The sequence below is a fragment of the Niabella insulisoli genome (assembly GCF_039652435.2).
GTDB lineage: Bacteria > Bacteroidota > Bacteroidia > Chitinophagales > Chitinophagaceae > Niabella > Niabella insulamsoli.
Map to the genome: position 1 here is coordinate 2,560,027 of NZ_CP190246.1, position 19,340 is coordinate 2,579,366.

Sequence of the window (19,340 nt, forward strand, 5' to 3'; positions counted from 1 at the left end):
ATTATGGATTATAGATTTTAACTATTAGAAATTTATCATTCACTATTAACCATTCACTATTAACCATTCACTATTCACTATTAACCATTAACTATTAACCATTCACTATTAACCATTAACTATTAACCATTCACTATTAACCATTCACTATTAACCATTAACTATTAACTACTAACCACTCACTATTAACCATCATCCATGTCATACACAACGCTCGAAATAGAAACCAAACATCAAACCAGCACTATCTGGCTCAACAGGCCTGCGGTTCGAAACGCCTTCAACGAAGTGATGATTGAAGAGTTAACACGCGCGTTTGAGGAAGAAGGCCGCAACGATGCCATTCGCGCTATCGTACTTCGTGGCCGCGGAAAAGTATTTTGTGCAGGTGCAGATCTCAACTGGATGAAAGAAGTGGCGCAGTATGATTATGACCAGAATTATGAAGAAAGTTTGCAGCTAGCCTTGTGCTTCAGGACGATCTATAATTGTCCGAAGCCCACGTTGGCTATCGTGCACGGTGCAGCAATGGGCGGGGCCAATGGACTGGTAGCCGCCTGTGATTTCTCTTTTTGTGAAGCCGACAGCATCTTTGCCTTCTCTGAGGTGAACATTGGTATTGTACCGGCCTGCATATCGCCTTATATCATTAAAAGGATCGGAGAATTCCCTTCGCGGGCGTTGATGCTTACTGGCCAGCGCATCGACGGCACTCAGGCCGAGCAACTAAATCTTGTCAACAAAAGTTTTCAAAACAGCCATGAAACGGAAGCTCATTTGCAAGCTACATTACAGCAACTGCTTTCGAGCGGCCCTAAAGCTGTGGCGCAATGTAAAAATCTTATTGACATGGTGGTTAACGAATTATCGCCAGACCAAATTGTAGATTACACGGCAAAAATGATCGCGGAAATAAGAGCGTCCGAGGAAGGCCAGGAAGGCATGTCGGCTTTTCTCGAAAAAAGAAAACCCAACTGGATAAAATAAACCCAGCCGTTTTAGAACGGGATTATAACCATCGCTTTCAACTATATGATCAATAAAATATTAATAGCAAACCGGGGAGAAATCGCCTTACGCATTCAGCGGACAGCAAAAGCTATGGGCATCCAAACGATTGCCATTTTTAATGAAGCTGATCAACATGCTGCTTTTGTAAAACAGGCAGATGAAGCCGTTTTACTGGAAGGAGATCAACTCAGCGACACCTATTTAAACATTGAAAAGATTATCGCTATTGCAAAGCAGGCCAACGCCGACGCCATTCATCCGGGCTATGGTTTTTTATCGGAGCAGGCTGCGTTTGTAGCAGCATGCAGTCAGGCTAACATTATTTTCATTGGCCCGTCTGCCGCAGCCATCGCCGCTATGGGCAACAAAATTGCCGCTCGCGCCACTGCCAGCGAAGCAGGTGTGCCTGTCACGCCGGGCCACACCGGCACTTCGGAAGAATTGATGGCCCATCAGGCGGACCTGACATTTCCGGTATTGATTAAAGCCGCTGCCGGCGGCGGCGGTAAAGGCATGCGAATCGTAAATCAGGCTTCCGAATTGAAAGCTGCACTGGAAGCTACCACGCGGGAGGCCAAAAATTATTTTGGCGACGGCACTGTTTATATAGAAAAATACATTGCCAATCCCCGCCACATAGAAGTGCAAATTCTTGGCGATCAGCAGGGACATATCATTCATTTATTTGACCGCGAATGTTCCCTTCAACGCAGGCATCAGAAAATTGTGGAGGAAGCGCCATCCGCAACATTAACCGACGCCGTAAGACAAAAAATCTGTAGCGCGGCCCTACAATTAGCGGAGCGCATCAGCTATCACAGCGCCGGCACCATGGAATTCCTAGTTGATGAAAACCTGGATTTCTACTTTCTGGAAATGAATACGCGCATTCAGGTGGAACATCCGGTGACAGAGCTTATCACGGGTGTGGATATTGTTGAGCAGCAAATCAGGATTGCGTCGGGGGAGGCTTTAGGTCTTCAACAAAAAGATATTTCCATCAACGGGCATGCGATCGAATGCCGGATCTACGCTGAAGACCCGGAAGAAAATTTCCTGCCCGCCCCCGGCATAATCCGTTTTTATGAAGAACCGGATTTAAGTCACAACAAGGCCGTTCGCATTGATGGCATGGAGCTTAAAAGCGGCGATTCTGTTTCCGACGAATTTGATCCTATGATCAGCAAATTGATTTTTTGGCATGCCGACAGGGAAAGTGCAAGACAAGCCATGGTAGCCGCTTTGCGGCAATACCATATAAAAGGTATTCAAACGAATGTAGAGTTCTTAACAGGTTTGCTTCAGGAGCCGGATTTCATCAACAACCAAATTTCAACCAAATATATTGACACCCGCCTTGATCAAATTTTAAACAACATCCAAAACCGCAAACAGTCTATCAACCGGTTGATTTTATTAGCCGCTGCGCTGACGAAAAGCCTACAGACGGAAGCCTGCTCCGATTCATCTATTTGGCAGCAAATTGGATTTTGGCGACACGATAACGCGTTGAAATTTGAATGGGGCGATCAAATTTTTCACACTCACATTTTAAAAAATGAGCATCGCCACGTAAGTTTTTTGTTCAACGAAAAATTACAGGAAGCGACTTTAGGATGGCTGCATGGCATCGATTATCTCCTGACGGTTAACAAAACCAGCTACCCGGTGAGTGTGTTTGAGTTCAGTCCCGGGCGATATGAAATTGGCGTGGAAGGTATGCTTTACAGGATAGCGCGGCCGGACATTTCTGCTGTAGACGGCGTAGTATTTGAAGCGGCGCAAACAGCGATTAAAAACCCGGAAACCGTTACCGCTCCCATGCCCGGGAAAGTGGCAAAAATAAACGTAAAAGTCGGCGACAGCGTCAAAAAAGGAGACACCTTGCTTATTGTGGAAGCCATGAAAATGGAACATAATATACTTTGCAGTGCCGACGCCTTAGTCGACCGGATAGACGTAAAAGAAGGCGACAAGGTGGGCGCCACCACCCTGCTGATAAAATTAAAAACGCTTTCATCTCATTGAAAAAAGAAAAACACATCACCAATATGAACTTTAATCTTAGCGAAGAACATGAGCAAATACGCAACACCGTTCGCGATTTTGCAGAAAAAAAAATAAAACCGGTTGCGCAGGAACTGGATGAGAAAGAACAATTCTCTTACGACCTGACGCGGGAAATGGGAGCAATGGGTTTATTTGGCATCTATCTCCCGCCAAAATATGGTGGCGCCGGCATGGATTATCTTTCTTATATTATTGCCGTCGAAGAAATCGCGCGGGTCGATGGTTCGCAGGCCGCTACCCTGGCCGCCCATAACTCCCTCGGCATCGGCCCTATTTATAATTATGGAAGCAAAGAACAAAAAGAGCAATACCTGCCCAAACTTTGCGACGGCACGGGCCTTTGGAGTTTTGGATTGACTGAACCCGAAGCGGGCAGCGACTCGCGTGCGTCGAAAACCACCGCAGTTGCTGAGAAAAATGACTGGGTGATTAACGGAAACAAAATTTTTATCACCAATGGATCTGTTGATATCAATCTCGGCGCTACAGTGCAGGCTGTGACGAGCGGGCCGAATGAAAAAAAGGAATTTACGACCATCATCGTGGAGAAAGGAACGCCGGGCTTTTCACAACAGGCCATGCATGGCAAAATGATGTGGCGAGCCAGCGACACGTCCCAGTTATTTTTTGACAATTGCCGTGTTTCAAAAAAAAACACGCTGGGCAGGCCTGGGCAGGGTTCGAAAATTATGCTGCAAACGCTCGATGCCGGCAGGTTGAGCATTGCCGCAATGGGGCTTGGTTGCGCGCAGGGCGCATACGAACTCGCGCTAAACTACGCCCAGGAGCGAAAGCAATTCGGCAAAAGCATTTCCAAATTCCAGGCGGTTTCTTTTAGCCTGGCCGACATGGCGACAAAAATTGAACTTGCGCGTACTTTTTTATATAAAACCTGCTGGCTAAAAGACACCAAAAAACCTTTTTCGAAAGAAGCCGCAATGGCAAAACTTTACTGCTCCGAAATTGCAAAGGAAATAACCGATGCTGCCGTTCAAATACACGGCGGATACGGTTTGATGAAAGAGTATAACGTGGAGCGTTTCTATCGGGATCAAAGGCTGTTGCAAATTGGAGAAGGCACTTCCGAGATTCAACGCGTTGTCATTGCGAAACATATCGGATGCTGAACAAAATGTACGGATCGTCGTTGAGGGTTAAAAGCGATTTAATGTTTTAAGCCATTGTGAACCTATCAACTTCGAACAACGAAATATAAGCTATGCACAATAAAATAAAGATAACCGAAAGCCCGAGAGACGCGCAACAGGGGCTGCCGTTTACAATCGAAGTTGAACAGCGGGCGGCTTATATAAATGAGCTAATGAAAGCCGGATTCGACGTTATCGATTTTGGCAGTTTTGTGTCGCCCAAAGCCGTTCCGCAGATGGCGGATAGCGGCCAGGTACTGCAATTGGTTGACAAATCCTTATCCGCCACGAAGCTCCTTGCCATTGTGGGCAATACGCGCGGCGCTCTCGAGGCCAGCGCGCTTGAAAAAGTAGATCTGATTGGTTTTCCCTATTCAATAAGCAATACTTTCCTTCAAAAAAATATCAATTCAGACCTGACAAGAGTTTACGGTACCGCGCAGGAGATCGCCGGGATATGCATCAAAAACCAAAAAGTTTTCCGCGTTTTTATCAGCATGGCATTTGGCAACCCTTACGGCGACGAATGGAATGAAAATATATTGAAAGTGTGCGTACAAAGCCTTGTCGATATTGGCGTTCAGGCTATCACGCTTTCCGACACTGTGGGTTTGGCTACGCCCCTTTCGATCAAAAGCGCTTTCGATGCGTTACTTCCCGTTTATCCCAATATCGAGCTGGGACTACACCTTCACACGGAACCTCAGACGGCTGGCGCCAAAATAGATGCAGCCTGGAACGCCGGTTGCAGGAGTTTTGACGGCGTACTCAATGGTATTGGCGGATGTCCGATGACCGGCTATGAATTATTAGGAAATTTGAATACCCTGGATCTGCTATCCTATTGTAAAGAAATGAATATTCCACATCAGTTGAATGAGCCACTTCTACAAGATATTGCATCCAGGTATATTGATTTTCAAAAAATCAAATACAAATAAAACGATATGAATAAAGTTGTTTCAAATGCCAGGGAGGCAATCAGCGGCCTTGAATCAGGCATGACTATTTTGCTTGGCGGCTTTGGACTTTGCGGTATTCCGGAAAACTGTATCAGCGCAATGGTCGAAAGCAATGTCAACAATTTGACCTGCGTAAGCAACAACGCCGGCGTAGATGATTTTGGATTGGGCCTTCTGTTGCAGCAAAGACAAATAAAAAAAATGATCTCTTCCTATGTCGGAGAGAATGCAGAATTTGAGCGGCAACTGCTGGCCGGCGAATTGCAGGTGGAGTTAATTCCACAAGGCACTTTGGCAGAGCGTTGCCGCGCGGGCGGAGCGGGCATTCCGGCATTTTATGTACCTGCAGGCTATGGAACCGAAGTGGCCGAGGGCAAGGAAGTGCGGAGTTTTAACGGCAAACCTCATTTGCTCGAACATGCGATCGTTGGCGACTTTGCTATTGTAAAAGCCTGGAAAGGCGACACGCATGGCAATCTTATTTACCGGGCTACCGCGAATAATTTCAACCAACCGATGGCGACAGCGGGGAAAATCACTATTGCCGAGGTAGAAGAACTGGTGCCAGCCGGCGCCTTAGATCCCGCACAAATCCACACGCCGGGCATTTTTGTGCAACGCATATTTGCCGGAAAAAATTATGAAAAGCGAATTGAAAAGCTCACTGAAAGAGCTTAAACTAAAAAGCAAACGGACATGGCTTTATCAAAAGAACAAATTGCACAACGCATTGCAAAGGAACTCAAAGACGGCTACTATGTGAACCTGGGTATCGGTATTCCCACGCTGGTCGCGAATTATATTCCCGAAGGGGTTGAAGTAGTGTTACAATCGGAAAACGGAATGCTCGGCATGGGGCCATTCCCTGAAAAAGGCCACGCCGACCCTGATTTAATCAACGCGGGAAAACAGACAGTGACCTTATCTCAGGGCGGTGTTTTTTTTGATTCGGCTACGAGCTTTGCTATGATTCGGGGCGGCCATGTAGACCTGACGATTTTGGGCGCTTTCGAAGTAAGCGACAAGGGAGATATTGCGAGCTGGAAAATTCCGGGTAAAATGGTAAAAGGCATGGGAGGCGCTATGGATTTGGTGGCGTCTGCCCAAAACATCATTGTGGCCATGCAGCACACCAGCAAAGACGGTCAGTCCAAACTATTGCCGGCCTGCAGCTTACCATTAACAGGCGTGGCCTGCGTCAAAAAAATAGTGACGGACCTGGCAGTTTTGGATGTCAGCGACGAAGGTTTTATATTGCTCGAGCGTGCTCCCGGCGTAACGGTGGAAGCCATTCAAAAAGCCACGGCGGGAAAACTTATTGTAAGAGGCGACATTCCGGAAATGGACTTATAAAAAGGAAAGGCGGATATTAGGTTGTATTATCTCCTTTTAAAATATAAAATGTTCGCCACCTTCCGCTCACCTTCATGATCCCAGTTGCGGTTATCGGTTGGATAATTGACAACGCCTTCCTTAGCCGTCCACAACGTAGAAGACCCGCCGCCATCAAAATTGATCGCACTCACACAACCCAGCCAACGCATGATTTTTGTAAGTTCAAACAAACTCATCCCCTCTGCATTAGCGTTACGGCCATCGGCGACCAACATGATGACGGCCCCTTTTTTGGTTAGGCCCACGCAGGTTCGCGGATGCCGCGTTATATTAAAGTTACTGCTATCAAGAGATGCATCCTCCCCTTCGAAAATAAGCAAAGGGCCATTTCACATTACATCCGCCTCCTGAAGCGACTGAGGCCAGTTAGTCGATCCATCCCATTTTTTTATCGCCACCACGCCATCGTCGACCACAATAGCTGCCTTCTGATGCACACCCAGCTGCCCTGATGTTCCCACCTTGTTTTCGTTAACCACTTCATGATCCACTTTTGTAAAATCGACAGCGCCTCCATTTTTAACATCGAAGAAATTGCCGTTGACAGCAGCGATTGCCCTTTTAGCCTGGCTGAAATCACTTACCGTGCGGAGCTCTTTGCGTTCGGCCGCCACGTCAAATTCATTCACACGCCCCGGTTGTATTTTTATATAACTGATATGCTCATCAGCCCTGAACAGGTTTTTGTGATTGAAATGAAATTGATAGAGTTTTGCCTTTTTCCCTATCTTTTGGGAGCGCCACGCTGCGCTTACAAAACTGACCGAATCATAATACTGTCCGAACGACACTGTTGTAAACAAAATAAACGCGATCGTAAATAAAATATTTTTCATCCAATTATTTTTAGAAGGAGCGCTTATGCTTATTTTTAAAAAGGCCTTTTTCTTTATGTAGTTTTACCCCGTTCTGCATCATGATCCTATGATCAGCACTTTGTAATAGGCTAAAATAGAAATAAAAAAGTACGAAAGATGAAAACCCCGAAAATATTAATTGCATTAGCCATCATTTTATTCATATCCGGAATGAAGTCAAACGCCCAGGTAAAAAATTATGACAGCAGTTGGAAAAAGATTGAGAAAGCCGTAAACGAAGGGTTGCCTGCTACAGCGCTTAAAGAAGTGAAAGTCCTATACAGTAAAGCCAAGGCTGAGCGTCAACAGGCTCAAATTGTAAAAGCGGTGATTTACATGACGCAGCTTCAGGCCGAAACTCGGGAAGAAAACCTGCTAAGCAGTATCGCAGAGATTGAGCAGGAAATAAACGGGCATGAGGATCCGGTCACGGCATTATTGCAAAGCTATCTTGCAGGTTTATATCATCAGTACTTTGCAAACAACAGGTATAAACTTTACAAAAGAACTAATACCACCGGGTTTGAAAAGGCAGATCCGGCGACCTGGACCATTGACGATTTCCACAAGAAAATTAGTACGCTTTATCTCGCATCGCTGCAAAACAAAAAGCTATTGCAAAAAGCGCGGCTATCCGACTACGATGCATTAATAACCAAAGGCAACGCGCGTCAGCTTAGGCCTACTTTATATGATCTTTTAGCACATCGCGCGCTTGGCTATTTTAAAAATGACGAACGCGATATTACAAAACCCGCATATCGTTTTGCAATAAATGACCCGGAAGCGTTTGCGGCTGCAGAAAAATTCGTTGACATTTCCTTTCCTACCGCTGACTCATTATCGCTTCATCATAAAGCGCTGACGATATTTCAGGATTTAATACGGTTTCATTTACAAGATAAAACGCCGGAAGCATTGATCGATGTAGACCTGGAAAGGCTTCAATTTGTATATTCAAAAATAGAGGACAATGTGACCGGCGTCGGGCCACTTGTCATCGTGGACGGCAAAGTGTCGAATATAAATGCAGCCTCAATAGCACCCGAAATGATCGAACACCTGGACATTTTAAAAGGAGCCGAAGCGACTGCGATTTATGGTATACAAGGCGCAGCCGGCGTGATACGCATTACCACTAAAAACAATAACAAGGTAAATAGCTATCAGGAATTTGAAAAAAAGGAACTTTTATATTATACAGCGTTGCAGCAAATTATTGCCCGATACGGAAGCAGGGCCGCCACGGCGCAGGCTGAATATTTGACAGCTACCATTCATGAAGCGCGGGGCCGTCAATACAATGCAAAAGGCGACACGATCCATCGCTATGAACTTGCAAAAGCCCTCGAAATCGCAGCAAATATTTTAAAGCAGAAAGAGGACAGCGAAGGCAAAATAAATGCCTACAATCTTCGCCAACAACTGCTAAGGCCAAGTCTTAATTTCCAGTTAGAACAGGTCAATCTTCCGGAACAACCTTTTCGTATGCTCGTGGACTTTCGAAATATCGATACGATTTATCTAAGAGTGATCGCAGCTACTGAAGAGATAAAAAACCGAATGCGCAACATACACCAGAACAACCAAAACTGGCACTGGATCACCGAACAGCGGGCGCTTCGAACATGGGAACAGAAGATGCCACCCAACACCGACCTGCAAAGCCACAGCGTTGAAATTAAAGTCGACGCGTTGCCAGCAGGAAGCTATTATATACTGGCATCCTCAAGAAAAGATTTTAGCCTGAATGAAAATATATTGGGCATCTGCCGCACCTACATTTCTAACCTAAGCTATATCAACGACAATAGCCATCTTTTTACGTTACACAGAAATACAGGCCAACCTTTAAAGCACGCGCAGGTACAGGTTTGGAACCGCATCTACGACTACAAAACTTCTACATACAAAAAGAATAAGCTGGAACAGATCACCACTGATAAAAATGGTTACGCACAAATAAAAACGTTGGCCGCGCTTCAAAGCAAGCGGAATAACCTGTCGCTTTTTTTTGAAATAACCCATAATAACGACCACCTTTTTATCGATGACGATGCAGGCATGTATTATTATAACGGCAACAACAACCCGGTGGACAAAGCAATCCAATCACAAGTTTTTCTTTTTACAGATAGGAGCATTTACAGGCCGGGGCAAACGATTTTCTTTAAGGGCATTGCTGTTGAACGACAAAATGATGGACGCAAATCGAATGTGCACAGCGGCTATGCAACTACACTTTCGCTGCTGGGCGCTAACCAGCAAATTGTAGCGGAACAAAAAGTAACAGCCAACGAATATGGTTCTTTTTCAGGAACGTTTCAAATACCTCCTGGCGGACTCAACGGAACTTATATTATCGAAACCTCAGAAGATGAAGGCAGCGCTGTCCTCCGCGTAGAAGAATATAAGCGTCCAAAATTTTATGTTGATTTTGAACCTGTAAAAGAAAGCTTCAAACTAAATGACAGCATCAAAATAACAGGCTTTGCCAAAGCTTATGCAGGAAATTTGATTAGTGGAGCCCAGGTAAAATACCGCGTCGTGCGTGAAGCCCGGTTTCCTTATCCCTGGCTTTTCAGCCGCTGGTATATGCCCCGGTCGACGCCGATGGAAATTGCGCATGGATCGCTCAATACGGATGCCGAAGGACGGTTTGAAATTACATTCAATGCCATCCCCGATCTAAAACTGAGTGAAAAGTCCGACCCCGTTTTTGACTATAAAATGTACGCCGACGTTACTGATTTAAACGGAGAAACGAGAAGCAGCGAAAAGCTAATTTCCGCCGGCTACAAATCGCTTTTACTGAAAGTCAACGTAGCTGATAAATTAGCAGCTGACAGTCTTGATCAATTATCTGTAAGAACCGAAAACATGGCCGGTGTTTTTCAAGAGGCGACTGTCCAAATCAGCATCTCATCATTATACCCGGAACAAAGATTATTGCGCTCAAGATACTGGGAAAAGCCCGACCAGTTTGTGCTGGCCAAAAACGACTATATTCAATATTTCCCTAATGATATTTACGATGATGAAGATGATCCGAAAACCTGGAAGAAAGGACAAACGGTGCTTCAACAAAATTCAGCTACAGACTCAACAGGCTTCATCAATTTAGAAAGAAAAACCTTACCGCCTGGCTTTTACGAAATTGAAGTCACCACCAGGGACAAAGAAGGTAATGAAATTAAAGACGTTCAATTCGTCGAACTTTTCCAGCCCCGACAGCCGAAACCCGCTTTTCCGCAATACCTATCCGTAACAGACCCGCAAACAATAGCGCCGGGCGAAAAAACAAAACTTCATATAAGTACTTCAGCGAAGGACGTTTTCCTCATTGAAAAAATCGATAAAGAGACAAGCACCTACAACTTTCACCATTTAGATAACCAGAAGGAAACTTTCGATTTTTCAGCTACCGAGGCAGATCGCGGTGGATACGGCGCCAGCTATGTTTTTGTCAGGCATAACCGGGTGTTTCAATACAACGCTACGATCCATGTTCCATGGACCAACAAAGAGCTGGATATCAGTTACGAAAGTTTCAGGGATAAAACCCTTCCCGGATCGGAAGAAAAATGGACGGTGCAAATCCGTGGCTACCAAAAGGAAAAAGTAGCAGCCGAATTGTTAGCCGGCATGTATGACGCCTCTCTAGATCAGTTCTATCCACATCGATGGAGACAGCCTTCCTTATGGCGGAGTTATTTTAACCAGACGCAGTGGAATACTCATACTTCATTTACGAGTGAAAATTCACTTATACATGACAAAGTTTTACGGGAGCAAAAAAGGTTTGATAAAAATTATGATCAATTATTCGTAAAGAGTTCATTTAGAGAATATGGCCGGCAACTGGTTTTAGAAGAGTTGACTAATGGCGCTATGGATGAGGTTGTTGTAAGGGGTTACGTAACAAAAAAAACTGTTATGTTAACCGCTGCGGCAGCATCAATACCAGCGAGCACCTCCCGATTTCAAGAAAACGAGGCCGATGAATTGATCACCCAAACCAATAACCCCGCTTCACCGGTAAGAACCAACTTCAATGAAACCGCTTTCTTCTTCCCGGATTTGAGAACAGACAAAGCCGGCAACATCTCTTTTTCATTCACCATTCCGGAAGCGCTTACCACATGGAAGTTTCAGGCGCTTGCCCATACCAAAGATCTGGCCTTTGGCTACAGCAGTAAGGAAGTCATTACCCAAAAAGACCTGATGGTGCAGCCCAACCCACCCCGCTTTTTGCGCGAAGGCGACCGCATGGAATTCAGCAGTAAAGTCGTAAATCTTTCTGATAAAGAAATAACCGGGCTGGCCACATTGCAGTTGTTTGACGCCGCAACAGATGAGCCTATGGATGGTTGGTTCAAAAATAATATACCGCAACAATACTTCACCATCCCCGCCGGACAAAGCCAGGCGATTCAGTTTCCGATAGAAGTGCCTTACCAGTTTAATAAAGCTTTAACCTGGCGCATTGTCGCTAAAACCAAAGATGCAAGCCTTTCCGATGGTGAACAAAATACATTGCCGGTGCTTACCAACCGTATGTTGGTCACCGAAACGCTCCCCCTTCAGATGCGTGGTAACGGCACAAAAAATTTCAGCCTTACCAATCTGCTCAACAGCAGTGAAAGCGAAACCCTGACGACGCAGTCGTTAACTGTGGAGTACAGCTCAAACCCTGCTTGGTATGCCGTTCAGGCTTTGCCTTATATGATGCAATATCCTTATGAATGCGCCGAGCAAACCTGGAATAAATATTATGCAAACGCATTGGCAACAAGCCTTGCAAATAGCAAGCCTCGAATCAGGGAGGTTTTTGAACAATGGCGTACGGCAGATACAGTGGCCTTACAAAGCAATCTTCAAAAAAATGAAGAACTCAAATCGATTCTGCTGGAAGAGACGCCCTGGGTTTTGGCTGCCAAAAATGAAAGTCAGCAAAAGAAAAATATCGGCGTGCTGTTCGATCTGATGCGTATGAGCGGCGAAATGAACAAAGCTTATGAAAAACTAAGACAATTACAAAGCCCCAATGGTGGCTTCGTATGGTTTAAAGGCGGGCTCGACAATCGGTATATGACACAATATATCTTAACAGGAATTGGCCACCTCAAAAACCTAAAGGCCGTAGAGGGTTTGCAGGATGCTAATTTAAACCGCATTGTGCAGGCCGCGCTACCCTATCTGGATCAGAAAATTGAAGAAGAATATAACAACCTGATCCGACAGAAAGCTGATCTAGAGAAATACATTCCATCACATTATGTGGTGCAATATCTATACATGCGGAGCTTTTTCCCGGCAAACAAAATTGCAGCTGCATCCCAAAAGGCGGTGACTTATTTTAGAGAACGTTCAAAAAAAACCTGGACGCATCAAAATAAATACATGCAGGCTATGATTGCCCTGTATACCTACCGGGCTAAGGAACCCGCGGTAGCAAATGCAGTATTGAAGTCGTTAAAGGAAACAGCTATTTATCACGAAGATCTCGGCATGTACTATAAAGACCAGCAGCGCGGCTGGTGGTGGTATGAGGCCCCGATTGAACGCCAGTCGTTGATCATTGAAGCATTTGAAGAAGCAGGCAGTGACAGCAAAACCGCGGATGACTTAAGAACATGGCTGTTGAAAAACAAGCAAACCAATAACTGGGAAAGCACCAAAGCTACTGCAGAAGCCGTTTATGCGCTGCTGCTCCGTGGTTCGGACTGGCTGGATAAAAATCCTCAGGTAAGCATCGATCTGGGCGGGACTGTAATCCATTCAAACGATCAAAAAGAGGAAACCGGTACAGGCTATTTTAAAACAACAATTCCCGGCAATAAAGTGCGGCCCGGAATGGGTAACATTTCCGTAACCGTTCAACAAAATGCCGGCTCGCTGCCTACCTGGGGTGGCGTGTACTGGCAATATTTTGAGAACCTGGATCAAATAAAAACTGCCGCAACACCTTTACAATTGAATAAAAAGTTGTTTGTTGAAAATAATACGGATTATGGCCCTGTATTAAAACCGGTTCAGGAAGGCGATAAAATAAAAGTTGGCGATAAAATAAAAGTGCGGATCGAACTTCGGGTTGATCGGGACATGGAGTATGTCCATATGAAGGATATGAGGGCCTCTTCTTTTGAACCCACCAATGTATTGAGCGCTTATAAATGGCAGGGAGGGCTTGGATATTATGAAAGCACAAAAGATGCCAGCACCAATTTCTTTTTTGATCATCTTCGCAAGGGGACTTATGTTTTTGAGTATGAACTTTTCGCGCAGCTGCCGGGAAATTTCAGCAACGGCATCACGTCTGTTCAATGCATGTATGCACCGGAATTCAGCAGCCACAGCGAAGGCGTGAGAGTGACGATTGAAAGATAAACCGTGAAACCTCAATAAAATCAAAAACGGCTGCCTCATATTTGTGAGACAGCTTTTTTGTTGTCCGTTCGGAAGCAGGATTTTCAGCATAAAAAAACCGCCTCAACGATTTGAGACGGCCTCCTTCTTCTCTTAAAAACCAACCATTTTATTTGCTCGGCCAACCAGGGTTTTGATCCAGATTGGGATTCAAAACCAGATCCTCCAATGGAATTGGGAAAAGGTATTGGCGATCATCGAACACCCTGTTACGTCCGGGTAACGTTCTTTGATAAGGCTCGATGAAGCCATCTTCATTCAAGTAAATATTAGTTCCCGGCGTTAACGTAGGATACTCGGACTGAACGAATTTCATTCCCAGCACCGGTATGTTCAAAAATTTACCAGCCTTCCAGCGCATCAGATCGTCCCAGCGCACATCTTCGGCTGCCATTTCAATACGCCGTTCCCTTCTGATTTCTCTCAATAAAGGCGATGGCGTGTAATCACAATAGGTGGCATAGGCCGCGTCCAGCTCGGGGTCAGCGGGAATGTCAGCTAAAGTCAGCGGTGGCATATCGACCCTGCTTCTTATAGCATTTATCGTTTGATCCAAAACCTGCTGTGTGCATTCATTTAGCTCAGCCTTGGCTTCGGCATAAATTAAAAGTGTTTCTGCATAGCGATATACCGGTACGGCCTGCATGCCGTTAGTAACCCTATTCCAATCGGCCGGATCATTGATAAACCATTTCGCCATCCTGTACCCGGTAGGACATTTATTGCCTGACAGGCCCGGAATATTAGGTTTCGGAGCATTATTCGAACCCATAATACCTGAAGACGCCAACTGGTAAGTTCCATATTGCGCGATGGTTTGAGAAAGCCTTGGATCGCGGTTTTCAAATTCCTTGGTTATCAAGCCCCTATTTGCCAGATTAAATAGTGGGCTTGTACTAATGGGTTTCCCATCAATACACAAATATTCATCAACTAAGTTTCGTGAAAAACCACTTTGGTGCCGCAGGTTTTGCGTAAAATATCTGCTGAAGGCTGCGCCTAATTGCAAGTCAGCTGAGTATTGATACCAAAGGATAATTTCCGGATTGTTTGCGTAGCTGTATTGGGCAAATATTTGATTGTAAGGATCCGAAACACCCGGGTATTTATATAGGCTGTACCCCTCTCCCATCAAACGTTCGCAGGCGTTTGCTGCAGCCTTCAAAAATGCTTCGCCGCCAGTGAGCCCATGATATTTTCTAAAAGTGCCTTCGTGCAATCCGATCTGAGCTTTCAAATGTAAAGCCACATTCCGGTTGATACGTCCACTTTGCTGCGCTCCTTTGGCGGGTAACCATTCGATAGCTTTATCAAGAATGGTCATCACTGAATCCATCACCACAGCGCGGGGGGTTCGCGGCGCTAACAACTCAGGCGAATTTGTATTGAGCTCTTTATTAATCCAGGGTACGTCGCCAAAGAGTTTTACTTTTTCAAAATAGTCCATTGCCTTGAAAAAATACACTTCTGCCAGATAAAGCTTTTTTACTTCGTCTGTTACGTTGGCCTTATTATAATTATCGAGAAAAATATTCAGACGGCGAATATTAGCGAAATTCCAGCCACCTGATCCGCTGGCTGTAGGCACTGTATAAGTGTTAGCCGCCACAGGTGAAAAGCTCACAGGCACGAGATTGTCGGTGATAATATCGCCGTAAACGATTTTCGCGGAATTCACGCCCCAGGGCTGCAGGTTGCCGTCGGCAAAGCCGGTACCAAACCCGCGGATATAAAGCGGGTAAATGGCATTGTTATATAATTGCAAATCGCTTTCCGTGTTCCATAAATTATCATCGCCCAGGCGATCCAGAGGCAGCCGGGTTGTAAATTCGTCTTTTGTACAGCCCGCAGCGCCAATCAAAAGAAGCAACGCGGCCAGTAATTTTATTGTATTGAATTGTTTCATGTCTTTGTTTTTATTATTTCATTTTTTCACATGCCTGCTCAGACAAACAAGGCTTTAAAAAATGATCATCGAAATGGTTGTGTTGCTTTGTCAGCTCATTTTATTCCTATTTTTAAAAATCGCTACCATCTTAGCATTTATATTATATCATGCCTTGCTATATCGGTTTAGAATGTTGCCTGAATCCCTACGGCAACCGATTTCAACATCGGATAATTTGGCGAAAGCACTTCAGGATCATAATATTTCGGCACACTTGAAATGGTAAGAATATTATAAGCAGAGGCGCTGACGCGAAGTTTTTGCATCGCGACTTTTTTCGCAATAGCAGCCGGCAGCGTGTAGCCAAGGGAAAGATTTTTCAATCTTGCATAGGCCGCATTTTGTAAAAACCTGCTTTGCGTGGTCACATTAGAAGACCTGTTGCGGTAAGCAGGAAATTCTGCATTTCTGTTGTCAGGCGTCCAACTATCGCTATACACTTCCCGCGTGCCACCGCCGCCATTAATAATTCCCCAGTACAGTCTGTCACCGATATAATAATCGCGCTTACCAATCCCCTGAATAAAAATATTACAGTCGAAAGCCCTCCAGCTTAAAAATGTATTCAGGCTAAATGCGTATTTAGGTGTTGTATTACCCAAAACCTTCAGATCACCCGGATTGAGCACGGTGGTGCCTGCATATATCGAATCATTCCCATCCAAATCTTTGAACCGAATATCTCCCGGGTAAATAATTCCGGAGTGCGGCGCGCGGCTCCCGGTGTGCAAGGGCGCGTTGGCAATTTCATCTTCATCCTGGAAAATACCATAAGTGTCATAACCCCAAATATCACCCACCACCTGGCCGTCGTATAATGTGCTCAATAATTTATTTGGATTATTTTTAAAGCTTACGACAACGGTTTTATAGTTAGACAAAGTGGCCGTAATATCATAGTTCAGGCCGCCCCTGGTTGTGTTTTTATAGTTAGCCTGAAAGTCAAATCCCTTCGTATCTAAAATACCAGAATTTGTTGTAGGCGAGGCCGCTCCCAAAACAGCAGGAAATTTTTCTCCATCGACGAGGATATTGGTAGTCTTTCTATCATACCAGGAGAAATTAATGTTTAATCGCTTAAACAAAGTGGCATCGAAGCCTAAATCGAGTGTAGTAGCTGTTTCCCATGTCAAATTAGGATCGATCAAAGATGGCGGATTGATACCCAACGGCCGAATACCTCCAAATAAATAATTCACCTGCGCCGTGGTTCCATACAAACGCAACCACAAGTCTGTATTTACATTTTGATTGCCCAAACTACCATAGCTGCCTCTGAATTTAAGATCGCTCACTACGCTTTTTAACGGCTCAAAAAATTTCTCTTTAGAAATCAACCAACCCGCTGAAACGGTCGGGAACATTTTGAATCGGCTTTCGGTTGCAAACCGGGAGCTTCCATCGTAGCGGCCATTTGAACCCAGTAAGTATTTGCCTTTATAATCATACGTAACGCGGTAAAAAACACCTTTTACTGCCCATTCCCGTTCTGAGTCACCACCGGTTAACTGACCGGTTGCCTGGCCGATCGTTGGTACATCAGCGGTAATAAGATTTGTTTTACTATCCCACAGATTATTGGTTTGATTTAGTTCCTGGTTATAGCCTACCAATCCGTACAGATTATGATCGGTTAGTTTTAAACTATAATCAGAATAAATATTGGTGACAAAATGATTCACATCTGTCACACTTTTATAAATCGAGCTTGGATTTGTGTATTCTGTGGCAAAGGTGTTCCAGTTCGTATTGATCCGTTCCATATAAGGAACCAGCGTCTTTGTTTTATAGTTTTCAGAACGATAAGAAAAATCAGCTTTAATATTCCAATTTTTAACGGGTGTGAACGTGGGAGACACAGTGAGTAGTAGCGCATCTTTGTCATCCTTATCCAAAGAATAATAGTCCATGAAGGATAGAATATTGTCCGTGTAAGCGTTAGGAACAGGTGCATTAGCAGGCGTTCGCAACGGCATATTGACATTGCGGCCGGGTTCCTGCGCAAGCGCAATCCACCAACCACCTTTACCTGCCGGGTTCACCGGCTGTGTGTAAACGGAGCGGTTATAATTTGTTTTCAGGTCTACCTTAAACCAGTCTGAAACGGTGGTTGACGTGTTCAACATGAAATTGTAACGCTTAAACTTGTCGGTGTTGAGACGATACATGCCTTCCTGACCGAAATAGCCTGCGGAGGCGTAATAAGTAGTTTTTCCTGACCCACCGGATAAACTTAAATTGTGCTTTTGCGAAGGCGACCAATCTTTAACCGCCAGTTCATAGGGATTAATATTGGCGACCCACCTGATTAAATTTCCATCCATGTAGTAGGGATTTCTACCCACCGGATCGTTCTCATAAGCGATGATACTATCCAGGAGCGCCTGCTGTTCGGGCGGAACTCCCTGCCCGATCAGGGCAAATGCATCCACGGCCGCCTGCTGTATTTCAATAGCGCTGAGCAGGTCGGGGATACCGCTTGGCCGGTTCCACTGAAACATATTGGAATAGCTAAGATTCGCCCTTTCGCCACGCTTACCTTTTTTGGTCGTTACGAGCACAACACCGTAGGCGCCCCTGGCTCCATAGATTGCCGAAGAAGCGGCGTCGCTCAAAACCGATATGGATTGAATGTCGTCTGGGTTTAACAAGTTAATGTCCATTTCAACGCCATCGACAAGTATATACGGACTGCCGTTTTGCACCACCATATTGCCGCTTGAGTTTTTGGAAAACGAGGTGCCACCACGAATATTTATCGACGGCATCGTATTTGGTGCACCGCTGCTAATCGAAACATTCAAATTCGGCGCCACGCCTTGCAGAGCCTGCCCAATATTGTTTACCGGGCGGTTTTCCAAAACTTTAGCATCAATTTGAGTGATACTACCTGTGAGGTATTGCTTTTTTTGTGTACCAAAGCCGACCACAATTACCTCATCCATCTGTGAGCTGGTCGCCACTAATTGCACAGTCAGGATGGATTGCGTACCAACTGTTATCTCGCGCGGCCGGTATCCAACATATGAAAACAGCAATACCGCTGCTTCGTCTTTTACGGTGATCTGAAACGCGCCGTCGGCAGCCGTCACTGTAGCATTATTGGTCCCCTTTTCCGTGACCGTAACGCCCGACATGGGAACAGAACCAACGGTATCAGTTACAGTCCCTGAAACCGTAATGGCGGCGGGAGGCTGGGCTTTCGCCAAAACAGGATTTAAATTCAAAACAAGCAGGCAAAGGAAAATGGCTAATCCTTGCTGCCAAATAGGCCTCCTTTTAGGAGGTGACTGCTGCTTACAGTTACTCATATTAAAATTTGGTTTTTTTCCTACGTGAAGAATAATGATTCGAGATTTCCGGCAATTGCTAATCCCACCATCCTTACGCGGCAATCGTTTAAACAATGCCGAAAGGTCTATAGAATCTAAAAAATCAAGGGAGACAATCCGATTTAATATGGTAGACAAACCCCTTTTTAAGGCATTTGTCCACCCGTTTTCGCTAACGCCGCCCATAA

The 19,340-nt window shown here is 45.0% G+C and carries 11 protein-coding genes; 7 read left to right on the forward strand and 4 right to left on the reverse strand.

All coding sequences use genetic code 11. The features are described from left to right. Positions 1-198 precede the first annotated feature (198 nt). From ABDK00_RS10620 to ABDK00_RS10645, 6 genes are all read left to right on the forward strand, one after another. The gene (locus tag ABDK00_RS10620; protein WP_346239181.1) at positions 199-987 is read left to right on the forward strand and encodes an enoyl-CoA hydratase-related protein; all 789 of its coding nucleotides are present in this window, start codon (positions 199-201) and stop codon (positions 985-987) included. A 45-nt stretch (positions 988-1,032) separates the two neighbouring features. Further along, positions 1,033-3,039, forward strand: coding sequence for an acetyl/propionyl/methylcrotonyl-CoA carboxylase subunit alpha (locus tag ABDK00_RS10625; RefSeq protein WP_346239182.1), 2,007 nt, complete (start codon positions 1,033-1,035; stop codon positions 3,037-3,039). Next, complete coding sequence (locus ABDK00_RS10630) at positions 3,036-4,208, forward strand: acyl-CoA dehydrogenase family protein (RefSeq protein WP_346239183.1); 1,173 nt, start codon at positions 3,036-3,038, stop codon at positions 4,206-4,208. Before ABDK00_RS10625 ends, ABDK00_RS10630 begins: the two co-directional genes overlap by 4 nt. Positions 4,209-4,300: 92 nt before the next feature. After that, positions 4,301-5,170 carry a hydroxymethylglutaryl-CoA lyase gene (locus ABDK00_RS10635; protein WP_346239184.1) on the forward strand — a complete coding sequence of 290 codons (870 nt, stop codon included), beginning with the start codon at positions 4,301-4,303 and terminating at the stop codon, positions 5,168-5,170. 6 nt (positions 5,171-5,176) lie between these two features. After that, complete coding sequence (locus ABDK00_RS10640) at positions 5,177-5,869, forward strand: CoA transferase subunit A (RefSeq protein ID WP_346239185.1); 693 nt, start codon at positions 5,177-5,179, stop codon at positions 5,867-5,869. Between the two features lie 18 nt (positions 5,870-5,887). Continuing rightward, complete coding sequence (locus tag ABDK00_RS10645; RefSeq protein WP_346239186.1) at positions 5,888-6,544, forward strand: CoA transferase subunit B; 657 nt, start codon at positions 5,888-5,890, stop codon at positions 6,542-6,544. 26 nt (positions 6,545-6,570) lie between these two features. Here the strand turns inward: ABDK00_RS10645 and ABDK00_RS10650 are convergent, their stop codons facing one another. Further along, positions 6,571-6,906 (reverse strand): phosphodiester glycosidase family protein, encoded by a 336-nt coding sequence (locus ABDK00_RS10650; RefSeq protein ID WP_346239187.1) that lies wholly within the window; start codon positions 6,904-6,906, stop codon positions 6,571-6,573. Positions 6,907-6,915: 9 nt separating this feature from the next. Continuing rightward, entirely contained in the window at positions 6,916-7,422 is a 507-nt protein-coding gene (locus ABDK00_RS10655; RefSeq protein WP_346239188.1) for a hypothetical protein, read from the reverse strand. 138 nt (positions 7,423-7,560) lie between these two features. Between ABDK00_RS10655 and ABDK00_RS10660 the strand changes: the two genes are divergently transcribed. Continuing rightward, the gene (locus tag ABDK00_RS10660) at positions 7,561-13,833 is read left to right on the forward strand and encodes an alpha-2-macroglobulin family protein (protein ID WP_346239189.1); all 6,273 of its coding nucleotides are present in this window, start codon (positions 7,561-7,563) and stop codon (positions 13,831-13,833) included. A gap of 148 nt (positions 13,834-13,981) precedes the next feature. On the opposite strand, the gene ABDK00_RS10665 is transcribed toward ABDK00_RS10660, so the two are convergent. Continuing rightward, on the reverse strand, positions 13,982-15,778 hold the full coding sequence (locus ABDK00_RS10665; RefSeq protein ID WP_346239190.1) for a RagB/SusD family nutrient uptake outer membrane protein: 1,797 nt from the start codon (positions 15,776-15,778) through the stop codon (positions 13,982-13,984). A gap of 167 nt (positions 15,779-15,945) precedes the next feature. Beyond that, positions 15,946-19,131 (reverse strand): TonB-dependent receptor, encoded by a 3,186-nt coding sequence (locus ABDK00_RS10670; protein WP_346239191.1) that lies wholly within the window; start codon positions 19,129-19,131, stop codon positions 15,946-15,948. Positions 19,132-19,340 lie beyond the last annotated feature (209 nt).

Bases quoted from the DNA above. Each gene is read 5' to 3' on its own strand.
- ABDK00_RS10620 (WP_346239181.1), top strand. From the start codon at position 199: ATGTCATACACAACGCTCGAAATAGAAACCAAACATCAAACCAGCACT.
- ABDK00_RS10625 (WP_346239182.1), top strand. From the start codon at position 1,033: ATGATCAATAAAATATTAATAGCAAACCGGGGAGAAATCGCCTTACGC.
- ABDK00_RS10635 (WP_346239184.1), top strand. From the start codon at position 4,301: ATGCACAATAAAATAAAGATAACCGAAAGCCCGAGAGACGCGCAACAG.
- ABDK00_RS10640 (WP_346239185.1), top strand. From the start codon at position 5,177: ATGAATAAAGTTGTTTCAAATGCCAGGGAGGCAATCAGCGGCCTTGAA.
- ABDK00_RS10645 (WP_346239186.1), top strand. From the start codon at position 5,888: ATGGCTTTATCAAAAGAACAAATTGCACAACGCATTGCAAAGGAACTC.
- ABDK00_RS10655 (WP_346239188.1), bottom strand. From the start codon at position 7,422: ATGAAAAATATTTTATTTACGATCGCGTTTATTTTGTTTACAACAGTG.
- ABDK00_RS10660 (WP_346239189.1), top strand. From the start codon at position 7,561: ATGAAAACCCCGAAAATATTAATTGCATTAGCCATCATTTTATTCATA.
- ABDK00_RS10665 (WP_346239190.1), bottom strand. From the start codon at position 15,778: ATGAAACAATTCAATACAATAAAATTACTGGCCGCGTTGCTTCTTTTG.
- ABDK00_RS10670 (WP_346239191.1), bottom strand. From the start codon at position 19,131: ATGAGTAACTGTAAGCAGCAGTCACCTCCTAAAAGGAGGCCTATTTGG.